Genomic DNA, 20958 nt, shown 5'->3' with positions numbered 1-20958 from the left:
GTATTGCGCATCTAATTTTTAGAAAGGAAAAACCTAAATGAGACAGCTTAAGATTACAAAACAGGTTACCAACAGGGAAACCGCCTCCTTGGACAAATACTTGCAAGAAATTGGCAAAGTAGACCTTATTACAGCGGATGAAGAAGTAGAATTGGCACAACGTATCAAGGCTGGTGATCAAGCCGCACTTGAGAAATTGACCAAAGCAAACCTTCGTTTTGTCGTTTCTGTTGCCAAGCAATATCAAAACCAAGGGCTTACCCTACCCGATTTGATCAATGAGGGTAATTTGGGGTTGATTAAAGCTGCACAACGTTTTGACGAAACTAGGGGTTTTAAATTTATCTCCTACGCTGTATGGTGGATTCGTCAGTCTATATTACAGGCATTGGCAGAACAATCTCGTATTGTACGTTTGCCTTTAAACAAGATCGGCTCTATCAACAAGATCAACAAAACCTTTGCATTCTTGGAGCAGGCTCATGAAAGACAGCCTTCTGCAGAAGAGATTGCAAAAGAATTGGATATGACCGTTGAGGATGTGAAACAATCTTTGAAAAACTCTGGCCGTCACGTATCCATGGATGCCCCTTTAATAGATGGAGAAGATTCTAACCTTTACGATGTATTGCGTAGTGGGGAGTCTCCTAACCCTGACAGGGAATTATTGCACGAATCTTTGCGTACAGAAATTGAGCGTGCTTTGGAAACCTTAACCCCAAGGGAAGCAGATGTGATCCGTTTGTACTTTGGTCTTGCAGGACAACATTCCATGACCTTAGAAGAAATTGGAGAAACTTTTGACCTTACAAGGGAAAGAGTTCGCCAGATTAAAGAAAAGGCGATCAGAAGGTTGAAACACACCTCTAGAAGTAAAATTTTAAAAACTTATTTGGGCTAGCCCACCGCAAAGTTACAATCCTATCTTGCCCTATTGGTGTCTTGGTAATTAAGTTGTAAATTGCATACCGTAACAACAGTTATCATGACTGTTCGTTTTTTGATTGATGAATAAACTCCGGCTGATTACCGGAGTTTTTTAATTTAGGAGCATCTACCTTCTTCTTCTTACCTAATCTAATGATTATTAAACTTTCCTTGACATAGCCCGCGGCTCTATTGTCCGTTTACCCAATTGGTTACCTGATACCCTATTGTTAAAAATCACTACCAAAAATGCAGCTTCTGAAACTGCCCCTTTTGTGGACAAGGGTGATAAAATCCCTCGCGATGGTTTACACCAGAAATTGAAATGGATTTATACGGATTGCCAACACTTACCGCTACTCATTGCTTAAAATCTATTTTAAACTATCCTAAAGACAGCATCGTGTTTGAAACGAAAGTGTGGCCTTGTGCTTTAAAAAAAGGTTATTCTATTTGTAACCAACTTGATTTCAACCTTAGAAGGGACTTCGGCATTTTCCACAACCTAATCATATCCTTAACATTCTACTTCTTTACTTTCAATAAATAAATTTCTGAAGAACTTTATAATATTAAATCCGTACTTAATTTAAAACCATATATTTAGAAGAATTATCACAATACCTAATGATAAAATTCTTCAGGAATATTCGCCAAAGATTGCTGACTGAAAATAAATTTAGCAAATATCTCATTTATGCCATTGGCGAAATAGTGTTAGTGGTTTTTGGTATTTTAATTGCACTTCAGATCAACACTTGGAATGATGAACGTAAAGCACAAAAAGTAGAAGATAATTTCTTTTATGATGTGCTTTTGGACTTAAAAAAAGATAATGCAAATCTGAACTATTATAAAAAATTCCACACAAAAAGGATAACATATTTAGATACCCTACTCACCTATGTTCGAAATCCAAATAAGACTATGGGGATTAAAAAATTTGGAATGTACACAGAGCCCCTATTTTATACTGTAGCGCCCACTAGCTATGAGACAACTTTCGAATCCGCAAAGTCTATGGGAGAATTCAACAATTTTAAAGAAAAGCAGTTAGTAAAGGATCTTTCACAATACTATGCCGATTTTGTACAACTAGAAAATTCATTTAGTTCTATAACAAGATTTGTCGAAAATCAGTTTGAACCCTTAATGTACAAATTGCCAGAAGGGTATATGTCAGAAGATACAGGTATGTTAGTAATAAATGAAGAAGATGTTCAAGAGTTTTATAATAAAGTAGCTTCAATAAAAGATAATAGAAAAATCACCTATGATTATGAAATAATCCTAAAAACTCCTAATACAGAAAATTACTTAATCGGAGATATGGGAAGAAGCTATACCGCTCTTGGTAAGATCATAACAAGACAGGAAGTATTGACAAAATTAGAAAGAGCATTGAACAAAACCATTAAACGGTAACTAAATAAACAAGCACTTACGTGAATTAAAAAATGTCCCTTACTGCATTAAGAACGCTGAGTTAAACCGAACTATCAGCGTACCATTACTGCTATTTATAATATATCAAATTAGGCATACTATAAAATGACATCATGAAAAAAAACCAACTATTCCATTTTTGTTTATTCCTTTTTATTTTTCAGCCCTTCGGCCATTCACAGGAGTTTTCAAAGCAAGTCAGTGATTTTATAGCTATTCAGGATTCTATGGTGGTTTTTAGAAACGCAACTGTAATTGATGGTACAGGAGGACCCATAAAATACAATCAAGATATTATAATTCATAACAATAAGATAACTGCCATTGGAAATACTGGAAAAATCGTTCTTCCTAAGAATACAAAAACTATTGATGCCAGCGGAAAAACTTTAATTCCAGGATTAATAATGCTCCACGAACATTTATTTTATGCAAAACCATTTGACAATAACTATAAGGGAACCCATATGACAAATACCTTTCCTCAGCTGTATTTGGCAGGTGGAGTTACCACCCTGAGAACCGCAGGGAGTTTAGAAGCAAATGCAGATTTGAATGTAAAAAATTTAATAGATCGAGGAAGATCCTTGGGGCCAACTATTGATGTTTCTACCCCTCATATTGAACGGGAAGGTTTTATACCTCAACTCCAATCACTTTATGGAGATGAAAATATTGAAAACTGGATGAACTATTGGTTCGATAAGGGCATTACCTCTGTAAAAGTTTACAACAACATTACCAAAGAAGATTTAAGCACAATTATAAAAGTTTCACACGCAAGAAACATTAGAGTTACAGGTCATTTATGTTCCATTACCTATAGGGAAGCTGCAGAATTGGGCATTGACAATTTAGAGCACAGCTTTATGGCTTCTACAGATTTTGTTTCGGACAAGCCCGAAGATAAATGCGTTTTTGGCGAACCATCCTTAAATGGGCTAGATGAAAACGATCCTAACTTATTGGATTTAATGAATTTTTTGATCGAAAAAAATGTAACCCTAACCTATACGCCAACCGTTTTTGAACCATTTACCAATAGAGAAGTAATCCCTGGGGGAGGAAAAGCTGCGCTCGCACCCTATTTGTTGGAACAAATGCAAGCCATTTATGATCAGTCAATCAATACTAAAAGAGATTCCCTACGCCTACTTAGCTTTAAAAAAGAGATGAAGCGAGTATTAAAATATCATTCTCTAGGAGGTAAAATCACAGTAGGCACAGACCCTACAGGGAGCGGAAAAACAATTGCAGGCTATTCCAACCAGCGATTAATTGAGTTACTAATAGAGACCGGTTTAGATATAGAGGAAGCCATTAAATTAGCAACATTAAACGGAGCACAATATTTACAAATAGAAAAAGAAACGGGTACCATAGAAGTTGGCAAAGAAGCCGATTTAATATTAATTGACGGCGACCTATCTAAAGATGTGACGGCTATTAGGAAAATGGAACTTATATTCAAGAATGGAATTGGTTTTGATTCTAAAAAAATATTTGCTTCCGTGAATGGCAAGGTTGGACTGTATTGAAAATACTATACATTACAGTGGTGCTATTTTACTTTGGAATCTTGTGAAAAAATAAAGCAAGCACAACAGCGGGTAGAACATATCGCTTCTTTTGTGCCTCATTAACCTAAAAGACAAAAAATGAAATCCATACTTAAATTCTCTTTATCTGTATTAATTATTCTGTTATTCTTGGGTTGTAAACAGGAACCTAAATCATTAAATTCTGAGCAAGAAAATAGAAAAAAGATAGAAATGGTTACTAATTATGGGACTATGATTATCGAATTGTATAATGAAACACCTTTGCATAGAGATAATTTTACCAATCTAGTCAATAATAATGCTTACGATAGTTTACTTTTTCATCGGGTTATAAATGAATTTATGATTCAGGGCGGTGACCCAGATAGCAGAAAAGCACAGCCCAATGATGAACTTGGCAATGGCGCTGTGCCTTACGTAGTAAATGCTGAATTTAATAAGGATTTATTTCACAAAAAAGGCGCACTGGCTGCTGCTCGAGATGGCAACCCCAAAAGAGCTTCGAGTGGTATGCAATTTTATATAGTACAAGGAAAAGTATCTAATGATAGCCTACTCACTATTGCCGAAACACGCATCAATGGATGGCTAGCGGAATACTACTTTAAGAAAGATCCAATAAACAAACCCCTAGTGAACTCCTTAGAAAAAGCTATGGAAAATGAAAATTCTAAGCAGTATACTTTGCTTAATGACAGCATTACCAAAATGGCAAAAGACTATGGGAATTTTGAAAGGTATACTATTCCCGAGTCTCACCGCCAAGCCTACAAAACTATAGGAGGCACACCTCATCTTGACCAAAATTACACGGTTTTTGGAGAAGTGATTAAAGGTCTAGAGGTGTTAGATTCTATCGCATCCGTTCCCACCGTAACAAGCGACCGTCCTGCCGTGGACGTAAGAATTCATTCCGTAAGGTCACTGCAATAAAAAGGTAAAAGTCTAGCTATTTTCAGTTTTTCAAGAGGAATTATTAAATGAATCCTCGAGACATTTTATGGAGGGGTTAATCTAAAATATAATTTTTAATAAGGAAGATTTTAGACAGCTTTTATTATCCAAAGGTGTACCCATATATATGTAATTTACATGGTGCACCTTGGATAATTATAAATAGGCTATGATGAAGAAAATTTTCGTATTTTTAAAACGGCCCTATGCCATAGTTTAATTTGATATTATCAAACTTTTAAAAACCAAATCCTAGCTTAAAAGTTAGGCAAAATATGTCTGTATGGTCAAAAGAAAGAATATTTTACCAATACTCTACAATTATGTTCTTTCTGAAAGCACAAGCGATAAAGCTGAAAAAGTTATTCTGAATGTCGCACTCTTTAGTTTTTTTATTCATTTAGCGGTAATCTACTTTTTGAAATTTGATCTAATTGAATTTCAGCCAAACTCGGAATTACTTAAGAATCCAATATCTGCCATTTACACCCCCTTTTCCTTTATTCTTGTGTATGAAGTCTATTTATTAATTTACTACCTACCCAAATCGTTTACGACCTATATTATAAAGCAGTATGAGATCATTACACTGATTATAATTCGTAAATTATTTAAAGATTTATCATCTTTAGAACTTTCATCAAATTGGTTCGAAATTAAAGGAGATCTACAATTTACTTACGATTTGGTGGCATCTTTATTACTTTTCTATTTCATATTTCTATTTCATAAACAAGGACAACGTAAATTTGATCCATCAGCGAGTATCAACCCCACTATTGAAAGATTCGTAAAGAAGAAAAAATTGATAGCAGTTATTCTGGTGCCACTTTTTTTCCTCATGGCTTTGTATACACTTATAAATTGGTCCATGGGAATTTCGCTCTCTTCGGACACCCTGCCTTCATTTGAAAGCATCAATAATCTATTTTTTGACCAATTCTTTACGGTTTTGATTTTGGTAGACGTTGTATTGCTATTGATTTCCTTCTTTTACACCCATGAATTTCATAAGATTATTAGAAACTCTGGTTTTATTATTTCCACTATTCTAATCCGAATATCGTTTGGTGTGACTGGGTTAATTAATACGGTGTTAATTGTAGTAGCCGTTCTTTTTGGTCTGGCCATAATTACAATTCATAACAAATACGAAAAAAATAAATTATCTGGGGCTGAATATTAGAAGAAGAAAACTTTCTCATTGAGTCAAACAAAAATCCCTAAAAAAGAATCAGTTAACTGTCAAACACTAAAAATCAAAATAATAAAATAAATAGTTTAGACCCTTTGATTTAATAAGTAGAATGTAAAACAAAAAAGTACCGTAATCCCATAGCTACGAAAGTAAAAAAACACCCTTTCCTGCACCCCATTTACCACGCCCTCAAAACCGAACTGAGGGAAATCGAAGACAAACCCCTATTTCTATCTAAAACTATACAAACAATTTTTTAAGACTTAAAGCAATAGAAATGACATATTTTGATTAATGTACATCCATTTAACAACTGTGATACCTTGCTTTTTAATTGGAACATTCCTATTACTTATTAAAAAAGGAAATGTCAAAGCCCATAAACGTAAAATGATACTATTATACTTTGGTGCTATCGTGATTGCAGGAGGGTTTACATTTACTCCCGGAAGGTATTTACACAATCTGTTTTTTAGTTAACATAGAACAAAAAATATTTGTGAATACCCCTTAAAGATCGCTCCGTATCTTACAGAGTATATACAAATCTAAAGGTTACGAATCGTGGCTGTATAAAAGTTTCCGAGGTAAACACCGACAAGTTATTGGCACTGTTTCGCACTTGAGAATCGATGTCCAATATATTGGTAGCCTTAATCTCATATTCCCATTTGGCATCTCTATCTTTTCTATAAGAAAGCGTAGCATCCCAATTTTGAAAAGACTGTGCTTCCCCATTTCCAAGATTTTGTTGAGTATAGGTGTAATTGGTGCGGAAGGTAACCGCTTTCCAAATGTATGCATCAAACTCAACCGATGGTGCATTCGTGACGAATTCCGTCTTACGACTCCCCTGATTGTTGTTGGTCACACTATATCGATACCTCAAGCTAACGTTTGGAGCCTCCATAAAATTCGTACGAAGTTCTGGGGTATAAGACTGGGTGTACCCTTCATTTAGTGATTGTAGTCCCTGAATGAACTGATTTATTTTGCTATAATTAAAACTGGTATTTAAACTAGCTCTTAACTTACCAAAGGTTCGTTGCACCCGTCCAAAGACATTTACATTTTCATCTGCAAAATTAGAATTGAAAAAAGTATTGGTGCGAATTACATTCTCAAAATTTGTTAAGCTCCGTACTTGATCTATATTGCTAGAATAGGCAGCCCTAGCAAAAACATTGGTATAATTAAAGAGATTAAAACTACTGTAAAGCAAGCTCACATTATGGGATAAGGCATTCTGTAAATCTGGCTGTCCAAATTGTATGCTGTTGTAATTATTAAGCACTAGTCCTTCAGCTAGTCGGGTTATATCCGTGAACTGATTTCGCATATCGTAGGAAAAGGTCAAGGCCTCGCTCTTTTTTAGCTGTATTCGCGTTTCAAAATCTGGCAAAAATCTAAAGAAATTTTCCTCGTAGATGACACCAAATTGACTATTCTTGTTTCCGTATGCATGTACAGAAAATCCGGGGGTGATTGTAAATATACCAGATTTCAGTCGGTAATGTACTCCCAAATACACATCACTAAAATTGTACTCTATATCGTTTGTGGCCTTTCCATCATTGAAGGTTGGTGTAGGGTTGAACTGTGATCCATCGCTTAAGAACTGAAAAATATTAGAATTGAATTCTTGGCGACTTAGGATAGTCCCAAATGTAAAATTGATATTGCTTTTTGCATTCAGAATATTGTAATAATCTAATTTGGCATCTACTTGATTGGACTTAATACGTCTGTTCTGACCAAGGTCATAATTGGTTAGGGAAGTATCCAGACCCAAAGCTTCAGCCGTGGTATCGAAGGCATCTGCACCATTGGGATTATTAACTAATAGAGCATTGTAAAAAGGATCTTCGTTTTTTAATAAATGCTGAGCTTCAAAAGCGAAAATATTGTTTTCATTAAGGGTATAGTAATAATTTATATTTTGATTAATACTGTAAGGTTTTACCTCATTTAACTGCTCCGTATTTCCTATAACAGAAGAAAAAATATTTTGGTTTTGTGAATCGTTGGAGACACGACCCAAGATGTCATAATCCAATTGATTACTAAAATTAGGCTTATAGGAGGCACTTAATTTCATCAAAGCTTGATCGGAACGTTCATTTCCAGATTGATCCGTAGCTTCATCAGGTATACCTAACTCTGGATCCGTATATTGGACAAAGCTAGTTTCTCTAGAAAGTATACGACTACTATTAAAAATAAGGAATCCGCTTAAATCCAGTGCTTTATTTGGAGAATAACTAAAATTGCCTGTTACCAATTTATTCTCGATTTCCAGAGCGTTGGATTGATTTGTCAAGAAATTAAGACCATTATCCCCTAGATCTATACTCGTTCCGCTGCTTCTGCTTGGCGCCCTAAAACCACCACCAAAGGCTCTGATATCCCTTCGTGTTAATGCTAACTCCCCTGTATTGTTGATGTCTCCTATGAAATTGAGACTGTATTTAGGATTGTAATAAAATAGCTTTGGTTGTAGTAAATAAAGTTCGCCATCTGGTGAAGCTCCAGCTCCAGCTGTCACGTTACCAAACCAAAAGTTTTCTTTTCCTTCTTTGAGCTTTATATTTAGGGCTACATTATCTTGGTTGTTGCCTACTCCACTTAACTGGCCAACCTCAGAATAATTACGTAATACCTGTATTTTATCTACTGCTTTAGACGGTATATTCTTGGTCGCTAATTTGGTATCACCGTCAAAAAAATCTTTTCCATTCACCATCAACTTACTAACCACTTTACCTTCCACTTCTATCTGGCCATTTTCATTAATCTCCACACCAGGTAACTTTTCTAGAATATCTTCTAACTTGCGTTCAGTCCCGTTCTGAAATGAATCGGCATTATACACTAAAGTATCTCCTTTTACAGTGACGGGCATTTCGTAGATAAGTTCTACCTCATCCAAGGCGTTTTCGGGTTGAAGCGTATAATCTTTTGCAATATCACTTTCTTTAGTTGAAATGATCTCTTCAAAAGTCTTCATACCTACATAGCTGATCTGTATTTTATAGGTGCCATTCTTTCCCAATGTTAGCCTATATTTCCCTTTTTCGTCTGTAATACCATAGGATTCTAAACCACTAGTTTGCTGATTTATGGCGATTACATTTGCCAAATCCAAAGCGATATTAAAGGTGTCTTTAACTACGCCCTCAAGTTTAATTTGAGCATGGGAGATACATGCTACAAGAAGTAGCGCAATACAGCATATTTTTTTCATGATGTTGTGTAAGTTGGTTGTTAGGTCGTCATTGTTTAATCAGCGAATATCAACCTCTTCTTCTTCCTCGATTATTTCTCATTTCCAGCATTTTACCTTGGATGGTCTCTTGATATAAACTCTTGGTTATTTCTTTTCCTTTATCTGGAGCTTCGATCTTAATTTTCTCCTTAGGATTCATAACTATCTTAGAACACAACATGGTTGTATTATCTGCACTTACTTCTAGAATAAGTCCAGGAAGCCCCCAATATTCACCTGGTCCGTGACTCACGGGGATTTGTGGCGTATACCACGCTTCAACTTCAGTCAATTTTATTTCAGGTTCTGTTGCTTCTACAACAGTAGAATCAGTTTTGGTTTCCGCATCTGCTCTTAGATCATTCCATGAAAAGTTATACCATGTTAATTCTGCTGTTGGTATCGAGGCGGTGGCTTTAAAACAAGTGTATTGTCCTATTTGCCTTGATTCCGATCCCATCTTCCATTCTATAGCTTGTAATTTATCCTTTACCAAAAATTGCTTGCCATAGAATTCCTGACTTTGCACCAAGGCATTTTCTTTTACGTTCTTATATTGCTCTCCCTGTGAAAAATTCTTTCCCCAAGAATCTGTTGCACCTGATATAGCATCAAGTTTGTCTTCTTCATTAAATACAGATTCTTCCTTGTTGAAATTTAACACATACGTTTTTTCCAACCTATCCTTTAAACGAACTTGCATTTGCTTTTTTTGTGCTTCACTCATTCTTGCTCCCCAATTACCAAGATCCATTTTCGTTTTAGAAAAATAGAAAGCCTGACCTTGAAATTCTTGGACATTTGGCCTAAACGATGACATTGTTAGAGTGAGGATGAAAATAAAAGTAAAGAGAATTGATTTCATGGCTGGTGTCTAAAAATAATTATTTGTTTATCGAATATAAGTAAACATTAAACATATTTTTGTTGTTTATCAAAACATTAACATTGTATTCAAGATCAACGTTGAACGCTTAATAGTTATAATTCAATTTTATACTTAAACCTTTGACTACATAAAAAGGCAATAGTTTAATCTTTAACAAAAATAAAAACGAGTACTACTAAAAAAATATTTCGGACGGGCCAACATAGTATCCGACCAGTTCTCAGATTGCCGTCTAAACCTATAATTTATGGTATTTTTCAGGCATTATTTTTTACCAATTTAGTATTGGTCAGCGTAACTGGCTTTTAGAATCAACATCAAAGTAAGGATGTAAAGCACTACACAGTTTCATGAATAAAATATCTAAAAGGACAAAGATTACAGGTTTAATTTCAATCTACCTATGGGGTATTGGATGTATTTACTTCTGCCAAGTAAACAATAGTAATACCATTAAAATTATTACTGTACTTGTCATAATTAGGTAGTGTCTATACTCATATTATGATAGAAGCAAAAATTCCAAATTGGGAGACAGGCACTCTTAAGATCAAATTATTCTATATTAAAATTGGCTTTTGGAGCAAAATGGATTAAACCAAATTAAGGGTACCTATAAAAATCCAAAAAAGTTAGTAAGGTTTAAAAGGCAGAAAACCGATTGTACAGCTTAATTAATTACCAAACTTAGTGTTCAATTCGTCCACAATCATTTCTATCTTTTTGTTTTTAGCATCTTTCTCCAAAAGGACCGAAGGGGCTTGTCTTTCCGCGCAGCCCGATATAGCACATCGCTCACAGGTTACACCAACATCCTGAGTTTTAATGTTGGGATCTGCCAGAAAAGCTATTTTGCGTTGTAGTTGTTTATTGATCAGTAATCCTACACTTATACTTCTATAATAATTTTCTTTAAAAGGATCTTTAGTTGCAGATGACAATACCAAATATTTCATACCATCATTTTGGTAATCGGAAATCTGAATATCAAATTCATGGTCTTTTTTATTTTCACTTAAATCTTTCAATACTTTTAAGGATACCCAGCGCCTACAATAGTGTTCATTAGTTTCGTTGGCATGTGGGGAATGTTGATGCGATAAATGCAATTCTTTTTTAAGGTGAAATTTTTCACTACCAGCTTTATATGTAAACCTTAAAAAAAATAAATTCTGAATGTTGAATTCTTTAGGTAAGATATTAGTTAAACGCTGATAAAAAGATTCTGGCGATGCATTAAAAGTATCTATAGCGTTGAGAAATAATTTGGTATCAAAAGTATCCTTCTCAAAAATTTCATTTAACCGATCTGTTATTTTAGCATTGGGTATGATTAAAGCCCCGGCAAAATATGAGGCATAAAAATTATTTAGAACTTGGTCAAATGTGTCAAACTTAATCCAAGGAAATGTATAAAGACGCTCTTTAAACTCTAAATAATTATAAGCTAGTTCTTTGGCATAAATAAAGGTACGTTGTGACTCGTCAATCTCATTTGTAAGTAACAACGTTTTTGTTTTTGGTACAAATACAGATCGTAAGGTACCTAGAGCTTCATATTTACTTAATTCATTTCCCTTAACAATGTATCCATATTCTTCTACCAATATTTCTTCTAATTCCTTGGAAGAAATCTCTTGATTTAGATCTATATGATACGCTTTAACAAATTTTAGAACACTTTGTTCTAACTCATCAAAATAATTATTATTAGCTTCTTGGAAAGAGCGGACCGAAGCAAGGTAAAAACTCTCTTTTCTGAAATTGTAATGTTGGGCAATTTTAATAATGGTACTTATGAAGGCATTCACCTTGGCAGGTGCATTGGCAACTATATCTATTAAGTTACTTTCTTTAATGCCAAAGAGGTCTAGGGGGATTTCCTTTAATATTTTAGATCGTAATAAATCACCAATTGGCGCCAAATTCTTATCTAACTTTAAAGATACCATTTGGTCATAAGGGACATCTAGTTTATCTGAAAGTAAGGCAATTTTATCTGGTTTGGGATATTTTTTACCATTTTCAATTTCGTTTAAATACGACTTTGACAAACCAGAAAGCTTAGACAATCCAAATAGGGACAAATTCTTATCAGTCCTTATCTGCTTTAGCTTCAACCCAAATATAAGTTTGATATAATCCTCTTCCATAAAACAAATATAGGCTTTTTTGCGAATACTTATTTTTCGCGAATAATGTTTTTTAGCGAACGTTCGCTTGTTTTATATAAATCTTTTTTTTATCATTGTCAAATAAAACAAATCATCATGGCACAAACCCTTTTAAAACAATCCAAAATTAATTTCTCTAGACAGGTAGATAATTACTATCCAGAAATTCTTACAGATCAAGCTTTGGCTTTTATTACCCTACTTCATGAAAAATTTAATGCTGAACGATTGCTGCTTTTAGAAAAGCGAGCAAATCAACAAAAGGTCTTTGATGAGGGTAAATTTCCAGAATTCCCGAAGGAAACAAAAAATCTAAGGGACAAGCAATGGAAAGCTGCTACTATTCCACACGATCTACAAGACAGACGTGTAGAAATTACAGGTCCAGTAGATAGAAAAATGATTATAAACGCCCTGAATTCTGGCGCCAAAACATTTATGGCCGATTTAGAGGATAGTAATTCCCCTACCTGGAGCAACACTATAGAAGGTCAGAAGAACTTGATTGATGCCAATAATAAAACCATTTCATTGGTAGATTCAATACGCGGTAAATCGTATAACCTCAACGAAGAAACGGCTGTTTTAATGGTTAGGCCAAGGGGGCTACATTTAAACGAAAGACATATCCTAATTAATGAAGAAGAAACGTCAGGGAGCTTGGTAGATTTTGGTCTGTATGTATTTCATAATACCCAGATCTTAATGAAAAACGATACTGCTCCCTATTTTTATCTTCCAAAATTAGAGCATTATCTGGAGGCACGTTGGTGGAATGAGGTATTTACTTTTGCCCAAGACTATCTTGAAGTTCCTCAAGGCACTTTTAAAGCCACTGTTTTAGTGGAAACCATTACGGCGAGTTTTCAATTAGATGAAATCATTTATGAATTAAAAGAGCACATCGTTGGTTTAAACTGTGGACGTTGGGACTATATCTTTTCATACATCAAAAAATTCAGAAACCATTCGAATTTCGTAGTGCCAAATCGAGACCAAGTAACCATGACCTCACCTTTTATGGATGCGTATTCCAAACTAGTTATTCAACGTTGTCACAAACGTGGCATTCTAGCTATTGGTGGTATGGCCGCTCAAATTCCAATAAAAAATAATGTAAATGCCAACGCTATCGCTTTAGAAAATGTAAGAAAGGATAAGGAGCGTGAGGTAACAAATGGCCATGATGGAACTTGGGTGGCCCATCCTGCTTTGGTTTCCATTGCCATGTCAGAATTTGACAAGTACATGCCAACATTAAATCAATTACACGTAACAAGGGATGATGTTCAAATTTCCCAAGCAGATCTGGTTGAGATTCCAAAGGGTACCGTTACCGAAGCCGGAATTAGAAAGAACATTAATGTTGGTATTTTATATACGGAAGCCTGGTTGCGTGGTCATGGAGCTGTAGCCCTATATAATCTAATGGAAGATGCCGCAACGGCTGAGATATCCAGAACTCAAGTATGGCAATGGCTAAAGAATGAGGTGAAACTTGAAGATGGAAGGAAATTCACTATTGAGCTTTATATGGAACTATTTGATGATGAAGTAGAAAAGATTATTACCGAAGTTGGAGAAGAGACTATAAATAACACCAAGTTTAAAGTAGCCTTTGAGCTTTTTGACAAATTAGTGTTATCAGAAAAATTTGAGGAATTCCTTACCCTTCCTGCCTATCAATACATTTAAAAAACGATCCTGCGATTGCGGACACAATCTGCAGGATCTAATTATTAATAATAAATAACTTATTACAAAATTATGAAAAATTTACCACAATCAAATTACAGTTCTGCATTACAGACTGTAAGAAACCTTAAAGAAAAGTACGGAAAAACTTGGAATACGATAAGCACTGAAAACGCAGCTAGAATGGTTATTCAGAATCGTTTTAAAACAGGTTTGGATATCGCTAAATATACAGCAGCCATTATGAGAGAAGATATGGCAGCGTATGATGCAGATTCATCCAAATACACACAATCCCTAGGTTGTTGGCATGGTTTTGTGGCACAACAGAAAATGATAGCCGTTAAAAAGCATCACAAAACCACTAGCAAAAAATACTTGTATCTTTCTGGTTGGATGGTAGCCGCACTACGTTCAGAATTTGGACCACTACCAGATCAGTCTATGCATGAAAAAACCGCCGTTTCTGGGCTCATAGCTGAAATTTATGATTTTTTACGTCAGGCTGATGCTATTGAGCTGAATGATTTATTCAGAAAACTTGAAAAAGGTGAAGACGTACAAGATCAAATAGATAATTATGAAACACATGTTGTTCCTATTATAGCAGATATCGATGCCGGTTTTGGCAATGAAGAAGCAACTTATTTATTGGCAAAAAAAATGATTCAAGCTGGTGCATGTGCTATTCAAATTGAAAATCAGGTATCTGATGCCAAACAGTGTGGTCATCAAGATGGCAAAGTTACAGTACCCCATGAAGATTTTATTGCCAAACTAAATGCAATTAGATATGCTTTCTTAGAGTTAGGAGTTGATGACGGCATTATAGTAGCAAGAACAGATTCTGAAGGTGCAAGTTTAACCCAAAAATTGCCAGTTAGTCAAGAACCTGGAGATTTAGCTTCTAAATATTTAGCCTTTGTTGAAGCAGAAGAAATAGCTATATATGATGCAAAAGAAGATGATGTTCTGCTAAAAAGGGATGGGAAATTAGTGCGTCCTGTAAGATTAGCCAATGGGTTATATAAATTTAAAAATGGTTCCAATATAGATAGGGTCGTTTTGGATTGTATCACTAGTCTTCAAAACGGAGCGGATTTGTTATGGATTGAAACTCCAACACCAAATGTGCAGCAAATTGCTCATATGGTAAACAGAATAAAAGAAGTTATGCCAAATGCTAAATTGGTTTACAACAACTCGCCATCTTTTAACTGGACATTAAACTTCCGTAATCAAGCTTTTGAAGAAATGCTTGCTGAAGGAGAAAATATGACAGCTTACGATAGAAATAATTTAATGGCTGCGGAATACGATACTACAGAATTATGCTTTCGTGCAGACAAAATGATTCGGACCTTTCAAATTGATGCTGCTAGGTATGCCGGTGTATTCCATCACTTAATTACATTACCAACCTATCATACTACAGCACTTCATATGAATAATTTAACCGAAGGATATTTTGGAGAAGAAGGCATGTTGGCTTATGTTAAAGGTGTTCAGAGACAAGAAATTAGAAAAGGTGTTTCTTGTGTAAAACATCAAAGAATGGCGGGTTCAAATCTTGGTGATGACCATAAAACATTTTTTGCAGGAGACAAAGCCTTAAAAGCTGGAGGAGAGAAGAATACGAGTAATCAATTCGAAATTGATGAACATGTAGCAAAGCGAGAACTTGTTCTGGATAAATAATTTTTTTTATTTTTTATTTGTTATTTGTTGAAAAGGGCAACATGTAAGAGTGTTGCCTTTTCAAATATCATAATTTTAAACATTTATTGTAACTATGTTTACAACGGCAGACCTTTGGGATGAGCATGGCGAACTATTCAGCTGTGTTGCTCCTATTTTTCGTTCATTTGGAACTAAAAAAGCCTTTTCAGGAGAAATAACAACACTAATGTTATTTGAAGACAACTCGTTAGTACGGAAACAATTAGAATCTAGCGGCAAAGGAAAAGTACTTGTAATAGATGGTGGCGCCTCATTACGTTGCGCATTAGTAGGTGATCAATTAGCTGCACTGGCAATACAAAATAAGTGGAATGGCATTATCGTAAACGGAAGTATTCGCGATAGTCAGATTATTAATTCTATGGATTTAGGCATAAGGGCACTAAATACGTCTCCTGTTAAAAGCAATAAGCGCGATACTGGCGAGATAGATATTCCAGTTAAATTCGGCGATGTTACCTTTGTTTCAGGGCATTATATCTATGTGGATACAGATGGAATTCTTGTGAGTGAACGTAACGTATTAAAATAAAATATCACTAAAGCGTATGGTCTGCAATGTATATATACTAAGCATCGAATAGGTCGGACAGAACTTAACGGTTTTAGACGAATACACGCTAATTAAAAGAGACTGATTACAAGATTTATAAATTAGGGTTAAGATCAGCACTATAACTATGAACTATTTTGGGAGTGGATCTTCCATAAATTTCCTTTACGATCCTTCGCAGGTCAGGTATCACTATTCTTGCAAGTTTGGAATTACTGTTCAGAAGAACACATATACCTAAATCGGCTTCCGGAAATACGGCAATTTCATTTCTATAATTGTTTACACTTCCTCCATGATGCCAAATGGTTTTTTCTTGACTAGAATCATCGTCTCTATATTTGTGAATTCTCCAACCAAAGCCGTAATAAGAGCTTAAATGACCAGGCCAACGCTGATAATATTTACTGTTACCCTTTATTTCCACAAAAGGGTTAAAAGCTTCCGCTAAAGCAGGCTTATCCATTAACTCTGGATTATGTCCAAGTAAAAATCGCATCCATCTTCCCATATCATGGGCATTGGCATTAATACCGCCTGCCGCAATGGCGTTATAATAATTGTGGTTAAGTGGTAATGTTTTCCAACTATTGCGTCCTTGTGAATGCGGTAAGGCTACATTTTCTGTATGTTCCAAGGTCTCATAATCCATAGTAGTTGAACACATGCCTAGAGGCGTAAAGAACCTGTTCTCCAATGATGCAGAGATTTTTTGCCCAGTAGCTTTGTACATAATTTCCCCACATAAGGCAAACATGGCATTCTGGTAGCTATACATGAGTCCTGGTTTGCTTATAGGATTTACTTTTTTGAAACGCCCTGCAATTTCATTTAATGACAACCCAGCCTCTACAAGGTTGGTGTAACTGTGATAGGGTGTACCAGAGGTGTGAGACAATATAGTAGCCAAAGTAACTTTGTCTGTATTATTTCTATCACCCAACTGAAAATCAGGTAGATAATCACTGACTTTATCTTTCCAATCTAATATACCCTCTTGCTTTAAATTGGCTGCTAATATTCCTGCAAATCCTTTGGAAAGGGATCCCAATCTAAAAACAGTTTCCCCGTCAATACCATCATTTAGATTAATATTTTTTTTGCCAAAACCATCTAAAATAACAATGGAATCTTGCATGACTATACTAACCCCCGCGCCTACAATTTCACCCGATGCAATGGCCTTTTCAAAATAGGCTTTAACGGCATCTCTCAATTCTTGTTGATGTAATTTATACTGTAGGACCTCTTTTTGACTAATTAAAGTTTTTATTGGTGTTATGGTAGAAATTGACTTACTGGCCTCTGGCGTAGAACTAGATTTTGGAACAATATAAGTTAAAACAAAAAGCGCAAGAATTAAAAGTGTAGGTACTACTAAAATTTTGAATCTGCGCATAGGGCGACAATAATTTAGTTTCGATTAAAAAAAGATGAATATAGGATTATATACAATATTAAACGTTGAAATACATGATTTTAATGCATTTTTCTTTTGTGTAAAAATCTTTGAATTAAATAATGAGGTTTATTAAATAAGAAAAATACGGGACCTCCCTCCTTTACTCCCGGTTTTGATCACGATAAACCAATCTATTAAATACGTTTTTTAAAAAGGAAGGGATGCCATGTCTAGATTTTATACCCAATATTCTAGAAATCATAAGGCAAATTCCTGACCAAAGACACATTTAATATTTCTGTATCTTTATTCAAATGGATTCCAAATGAATAAACGTAATTTCCTGAAAAACATTTCGTTAGCCGCAATAGGGGCACCATTTTATGGAAGCGCTATGGCTATTTCTCTAGATAGTATAGCAAAAATACCAGCAAGCACAGTAGCCTACAATGAAGATTTTTGGTTAAAGGTCCGCAAGGATTATCAACTAAAACCAGATTATATCAACCTAGAAAGCGGTTATTACAACATCATCCCTACCCCGACGCTTAACGCCCTTCATATAAATATAGATATGGTTAATTATGAAGGTTCTTATTACATGCGAACTGTTCAATGGGAAAACAAAAAACGGATGTCGGAAAAACTTGCCAATATCATTGGATCTACCTCAAAGAATGTCATTATTACAAGAAATACAACAGAATCATTGGATATGATTATAAATGGTATGAATTGGGTTGCAGGAGATGAAGCTGTATATGCCATTCAGGATTATGGGGCCATGAAAGTTATGTTTGAACAAGTCGCAAATAGATATGGCATAATAAACAAAGAAATTTCAGTACCCAATCATCCAAAGTCTGATGAGGAAATTGTTTCGGTTTACGAAAAGGCAATTACCTCAAAGACAAAATTGTTGATGGTATGTCATATGATAAACATAACAGGCCAAATATTACCAATAAAAAAGATTTGTCAAATGGCACATAGTAAAGGTGTTAAGGTTATGGTCGACGGGGCACATTGCGTGGGTCATTTTGAATTTGATATTAAAAACCTAGAATGTGATTTCTATGGTTCTAGTTTGCATAAATGGTTGGCAGTTCCCTTGGGCACAGGCTTATTGTATGTCGCAGATAAAAATATAGATGCCGTTTGGCCAATTTTTGCAGAGGATAAGAGGGAGCCAGGTGATATTTCGCGATTAAACCATACGGGAACAATACCTGTATATCACGATTTAACCATAGAAAGTGCCATAGATTATTACAATATGTTGGGTGGGGCCAGAAAAGAAGCCCGATTGCGATATTTACAGGAATATTGGACCCAAAAAGTGAGAAATCATAAAGGGATAGTAGTGAATACACCTGTTGATTCCCAAAGGGCATGCGGTATTGCCAATGTTGGAATTGAAGGAATAGAACCTGAAACTATGGCAAAAAAACTCCTCGAAGAATATCAAATTTTTACAGTTGCCATTAAATATGCCAATGTCCATGGTTGTAGAATTACACCAAATGTATTTACAACAACTGAGGAGCTTGACGTATTTGTAAGCGCATTGAAGCAAATGGCGACATAAATTTTAAAGCATCCGCTGTTTTCCCCATGCATCTAAATCCCTCAAAATAGTTTCTAGCGATTTTCCAGTCTCTGTTAATTCGTATTCCACCTTGGGTGGCACCACGGGGTACACCTTTCTGCTCAAAAGTTGATCGCGCTCCAATTCCCTTACGGTTTGGGTAAACATCTTGTTCGATATTCCAGGAATCTTTTTTTGCAAAATCCCTGATCTCAATGGTCCGTTTAATAGATGGAACAATAACAGAGGCTTCCATTTATTCCCAATAAGATCCATCGTTAAATGTAATGGACAATCATATTCATTTTTCAATTTCATAATTATATATTACTTAATATCAATATTTTACTCTTTTAAGTAAGTATCTTACTTTTTGGTAAGTTATTGCCATTAATGCAAATATAATTTAAATTTGTAACAACAAATTTAAATTGAACACTATGAAATTAAACACTAATTATCCAAAATCCTTTTCCCATATAGGGATTACGGTACCCAATATAAAGGAAGCCGTAAAATTCTATTCGGAAGTGATGGGCTGGTACATCATTATGGAACCTTCTACAGTCAAAAAAGAAAGGGATACAGCGATCGGACAAATGTGTATTGATGTTTTTGGTGAAGATTGGACCGAATTTGAAATCGCACACCTTTCCACTTCGGACGGCATTGGTATAGAATTGTTCTCCTTTCCTCACGGAATTAAGGGGGCCCCTGAATTTAATCCTTTCAATACCGGACTTTTCCATTTTTGTATTCAAGATCCAAAAATTGAAAATTTAGTTGAAAAGATTGTGGCTGCCGGAGGTAAGCAAAGAATGCCGATCAGAGAGTACTATCCTAACGATAAGCCCTATAAAATGTGTTATGTCGAAGATCCTTTCGGAATTGTATTTGAAGTGTACACCCACAGCTATGAACTCACTTATTCCTCTGGAGCCTACGCTAAATAACAATTAATAAACGATGATTATAGAAAATAGGACAAGAGTTTCATCTTGGGATATTTTGATTATTCTGCTGTTTTTGTAACTTGATATGGCATGATTTATGATCCATTAATACTACAAAACCAACCTAAGAATAGCATGAAATATTTACTAATATTTATTTTTTTTGCAGGTAGCCTTAAAGTACATTCCCAAATAGATTCGAATGCCGGTACTTATGGTTTAAATCCACCACTTGACACTGGAGTGAATATTAAATGGACGTTATCACTGAATCCCGATGGGACATTTTTATATAATTTCTACCGCAACCTTAATTGTGATATTTATTCTGAAGAAAACTTTTACGGTAAAGGAACATGGAAATCTGAAAAAAGTCTCATCTACTTTACTACCAATGAAAAGGATGATTTGGACGAAACACATACCATGAATTTCAACAATACCAAAGCAAGGATTAATCGTAAATCACCTAGGGACATATCCAATAAAATCACTAAAGAATCTATAATTTTCTATAGCTCTGAAATTTCAACGATCAAAGGTTTGGAACTTTTTAGAACAGAATAGGAATAAAATCTTCTGAGTAAACCTTATATTCTCAAAAATACCCAA

General features: G+C 35.1%; 16 protein-coding genes. 11 read left to right on the top strand and 5 right to left on the bottom strand.

Going from position 1 to position 20958, the window contains the following annotated elements:
• Nucleotides 1–37 precede the first annotated feature (37 nt).
• The 5 genes from ABXZ36_RS13125 (at nt 38) to ABXZ36_RS13105 (ending at nt 6075) form a co-directional block, all read left to right on the top strand.
• Nucleotides 38–901, top strand: coding sequence for a sigma-70 family RNA polymerase sigma factor (locus ABXZ36_RS13125; RefSeq protein WP_062052792.1), 864 nt, complete (start codon nt 38–40; stop codon nt 899–901).
• Between the two features lie 653 nt (nt 902–1554).
• A complete protein-coding gene (locus ABXZ36_RS13120) occupies nt 1555–2352 on the top strand; it encodes a DUF6090 family protein (protein WP_354616133.1) in 798 nt (265 codons plus the stop codon).
• Nucleotides 2353–2486: 134 nt separating this feature from the next.
• Entirely contained in the window at nt 2487–3911 is a 1425-nt protein-coding gene (locus ABXZ36_RS13115) for an amidohydrolase family protein (RefSeq protein WP_354616132.1), read from the top strand.
• 120 nt (nt 3912–4031) lie between these two features.
• Nucleotides 4032–4868 carry a peptidylprolyl isomerase gene (locus ABXZ36_RS13110; RefSeq protein ID WP_354616131.1) on the top strand — a complete coding sequence of 279 codons (837 nt, stop codon included), beginning with the start codon at nt 4032–4034 and terminating at the stop codon, nt 4866–4868.
• A gap of 304 nt (nt 4869–5172) precedes the next feature.
• Nucleotides 5173–6075, top strand: a complete 903-nt coding sequence (locus ABXZ36_RS13105) for a hypothetical protein (RefSeq protein ID WP_354616130.1) — start codon at nt 5173–5175, stop codon at nt 6073–6075.
• A gap of 541 nt (nt 6076–6616) precedes the next feature.
• On the opposite strand, the gene ABXZ36_RS13100 is transcribed toward ABXZ36_RS13105, so the two are convergent.
• The 3 genes from ABXZ36_RS13100 to ABXZ36_RS13090 all read right to left on the bottom strand — a co-directional run bounded on the left by ABXZ36_RS13100 (nt 6617) and on the right by ABXZ36_RS13090 (nt 12394).
• Complete coding sequence (locus ABXZ36_RS13100) at nt 6617–9331, bottom strand: carboxypeptidase regulatory-like domain-containing protein (RefSeq protein WP_354616129.1); 2715 nt, start codon at nt 9329–9331, stop codon at nt 6617–6619.
• 49 nt (nt 9332–9380) lie between these two features.
• Complete coding sequence (locus tag ABXZ36_RS13095) at nt 9381–10217, bottom strand: GLPGLI family protein (RefSeq protein WP_354616128.1); 837 nt, start codon at nt 10215–10217, stop codon at nt 9381–9383.
• A 698-nt stretch (nt 10218–10915) separates the two neighbouring features.
• On the bottom strand, nt 10916–12394 hold the full coding sequence (locus ABXZ36_RS13090) for a helix-turn-helix domain-containing protein (protein ID WP_354616127.1): 1479 nt from the start codon (nt 12392–12394) through the stop codon (nt 10916–10918).
• A gap of 117 nt (nt 12395–12511) precedes the next feature.
• Between ABXZ36_RS13090 and aceB the strand changes: the two genes are divergently transcribed.
• The 3 genes from aceB (at nt 12512) to rraA (ending at nt 16382) form a co-directional block, all read left to right on the top strand.
• Entirely contained in the window at nt 12512–14110 is a 1599-nt protein-coding gene (gene aceB / locus ABXZ36_RS13085) for a malate synthase A (RefSeq protein WP_354616126.1), read from the top strand.
• A gap of 72 nt (nt 14111–14182) precedes the next feature.
• Nucleotides 14183–15808: an isocitrate lyase gene (locus tag ABXZ36_RS13080; protein ID WP_354616125.1), complete on the top strand. Its 1626-nt coding sequence runs from the start codon at nt 14183–14185 to the stop codon at nt 15806–15808.
• Between the two features lie 94 nt (nt 15809–15902).
• Nucleotides 15903–16382: a ribonuclease E activity regulator RraA gene (rraA, locus tag ABXZ36_RS13075; protein WP_354616124.1), complete on the top strand. Its 480-nt coding sequence runs from the start codon at nt 15903–15905 to the stop codon at nt 16380–16382.
• A gap of 115 nt (nt 16383–16497) precedes the next feature.
• Here rraA and ABXZ36_RS13070 read toward each other — a convergent pair whose 3' ends face one another.
• Nucleotides 16498–17802, bottom strand: coding sequence for a serine hydrolase domain-containing protein (locus ABXZ36_RS13070; RefSeq protein ID WP_354616123.1), 1305 nt, complete (start codon nt 17800–17802; stop codon nt 16498–16500).
• 328 nt (nt 17803–18130) lie between these two features.
• On the opposite strand from ABXZ36_RS13070, the gene ABXZ36_RS13065 reads away from it, so the two are divergent.
• Complete coding sequence (locus tag ABXZ36_RS13065; RefSeq protein WP_354616122.1) at nt 18131–19393, top strand: aminotransferase class V-fold PLP-dependent enzyme; 1263 nt, start codon at nt 18131–18133, stop codon at nt 19391–19393.
• 3 nt (nt 19394–19396) lie between these two features.
• On the opposite strand, the gene ABXZ36_RS13060 is transcribed toward ABXZ36_RS13065, so the two are convergent.
• The gene (locus ABXZ36_RS13060) at nt 19397–19711 is read right to left on the bottom strand and encodes a winged helix-turn-helix transcriptional regulator (protein ID WP_354616121.1); all 315 of its coding nucleotides are present in this window, start codon (nt 19709–19711) and stop codon (nt 19397–19399) included.
• A gap of 122 nt (nt 19712–19833) precedes the next feature.
• On the opposite strand from ABXZ36_RS13060, the gene ABXZ36_RS13055 reads away from it, so the two are divergent.
• Nucleotides 19834–20346, top strand: coding sequence for a lactoylglutathione lyase family protein (locus ABXZ36_RS13055; RefSeq protein WP_354616120.1), 513 nt, complete (start codon nt 19834–19836; stop codon nt 20344–20346).
• 135 nt (nt 20347–20481) lie between these two features.
• The gene (locus ABXZ36_RS13050) at nt 20482–20913 is read left to right on the top strand and encodes a hypothetical protein (RefSeq protein ID WP_354616119.1); all 432 of its coding nucleotides are present in this window, start codon (nt 20482–20484) and stop codon (nt 20911–20913) included.
• Nucleotides 20914–20958 lie beyond the last annotated feature (45 nt).

Source organism: Sediminicola arcticus (assembly GCF_040566695.1).
In the GTDB taxonomy this organism is placed as follows: domain Bacteria; phylum Bacteroidota; class Bacteroidia; order Flavobacteriales; family Flavobacteriaceae; genus Sediminicola; species Sediminicola arcticus.
Note: the sequence above shows the minus strand (reverse complement) of the source record. Positions and strands in the feature narration are given on the sequence as shown.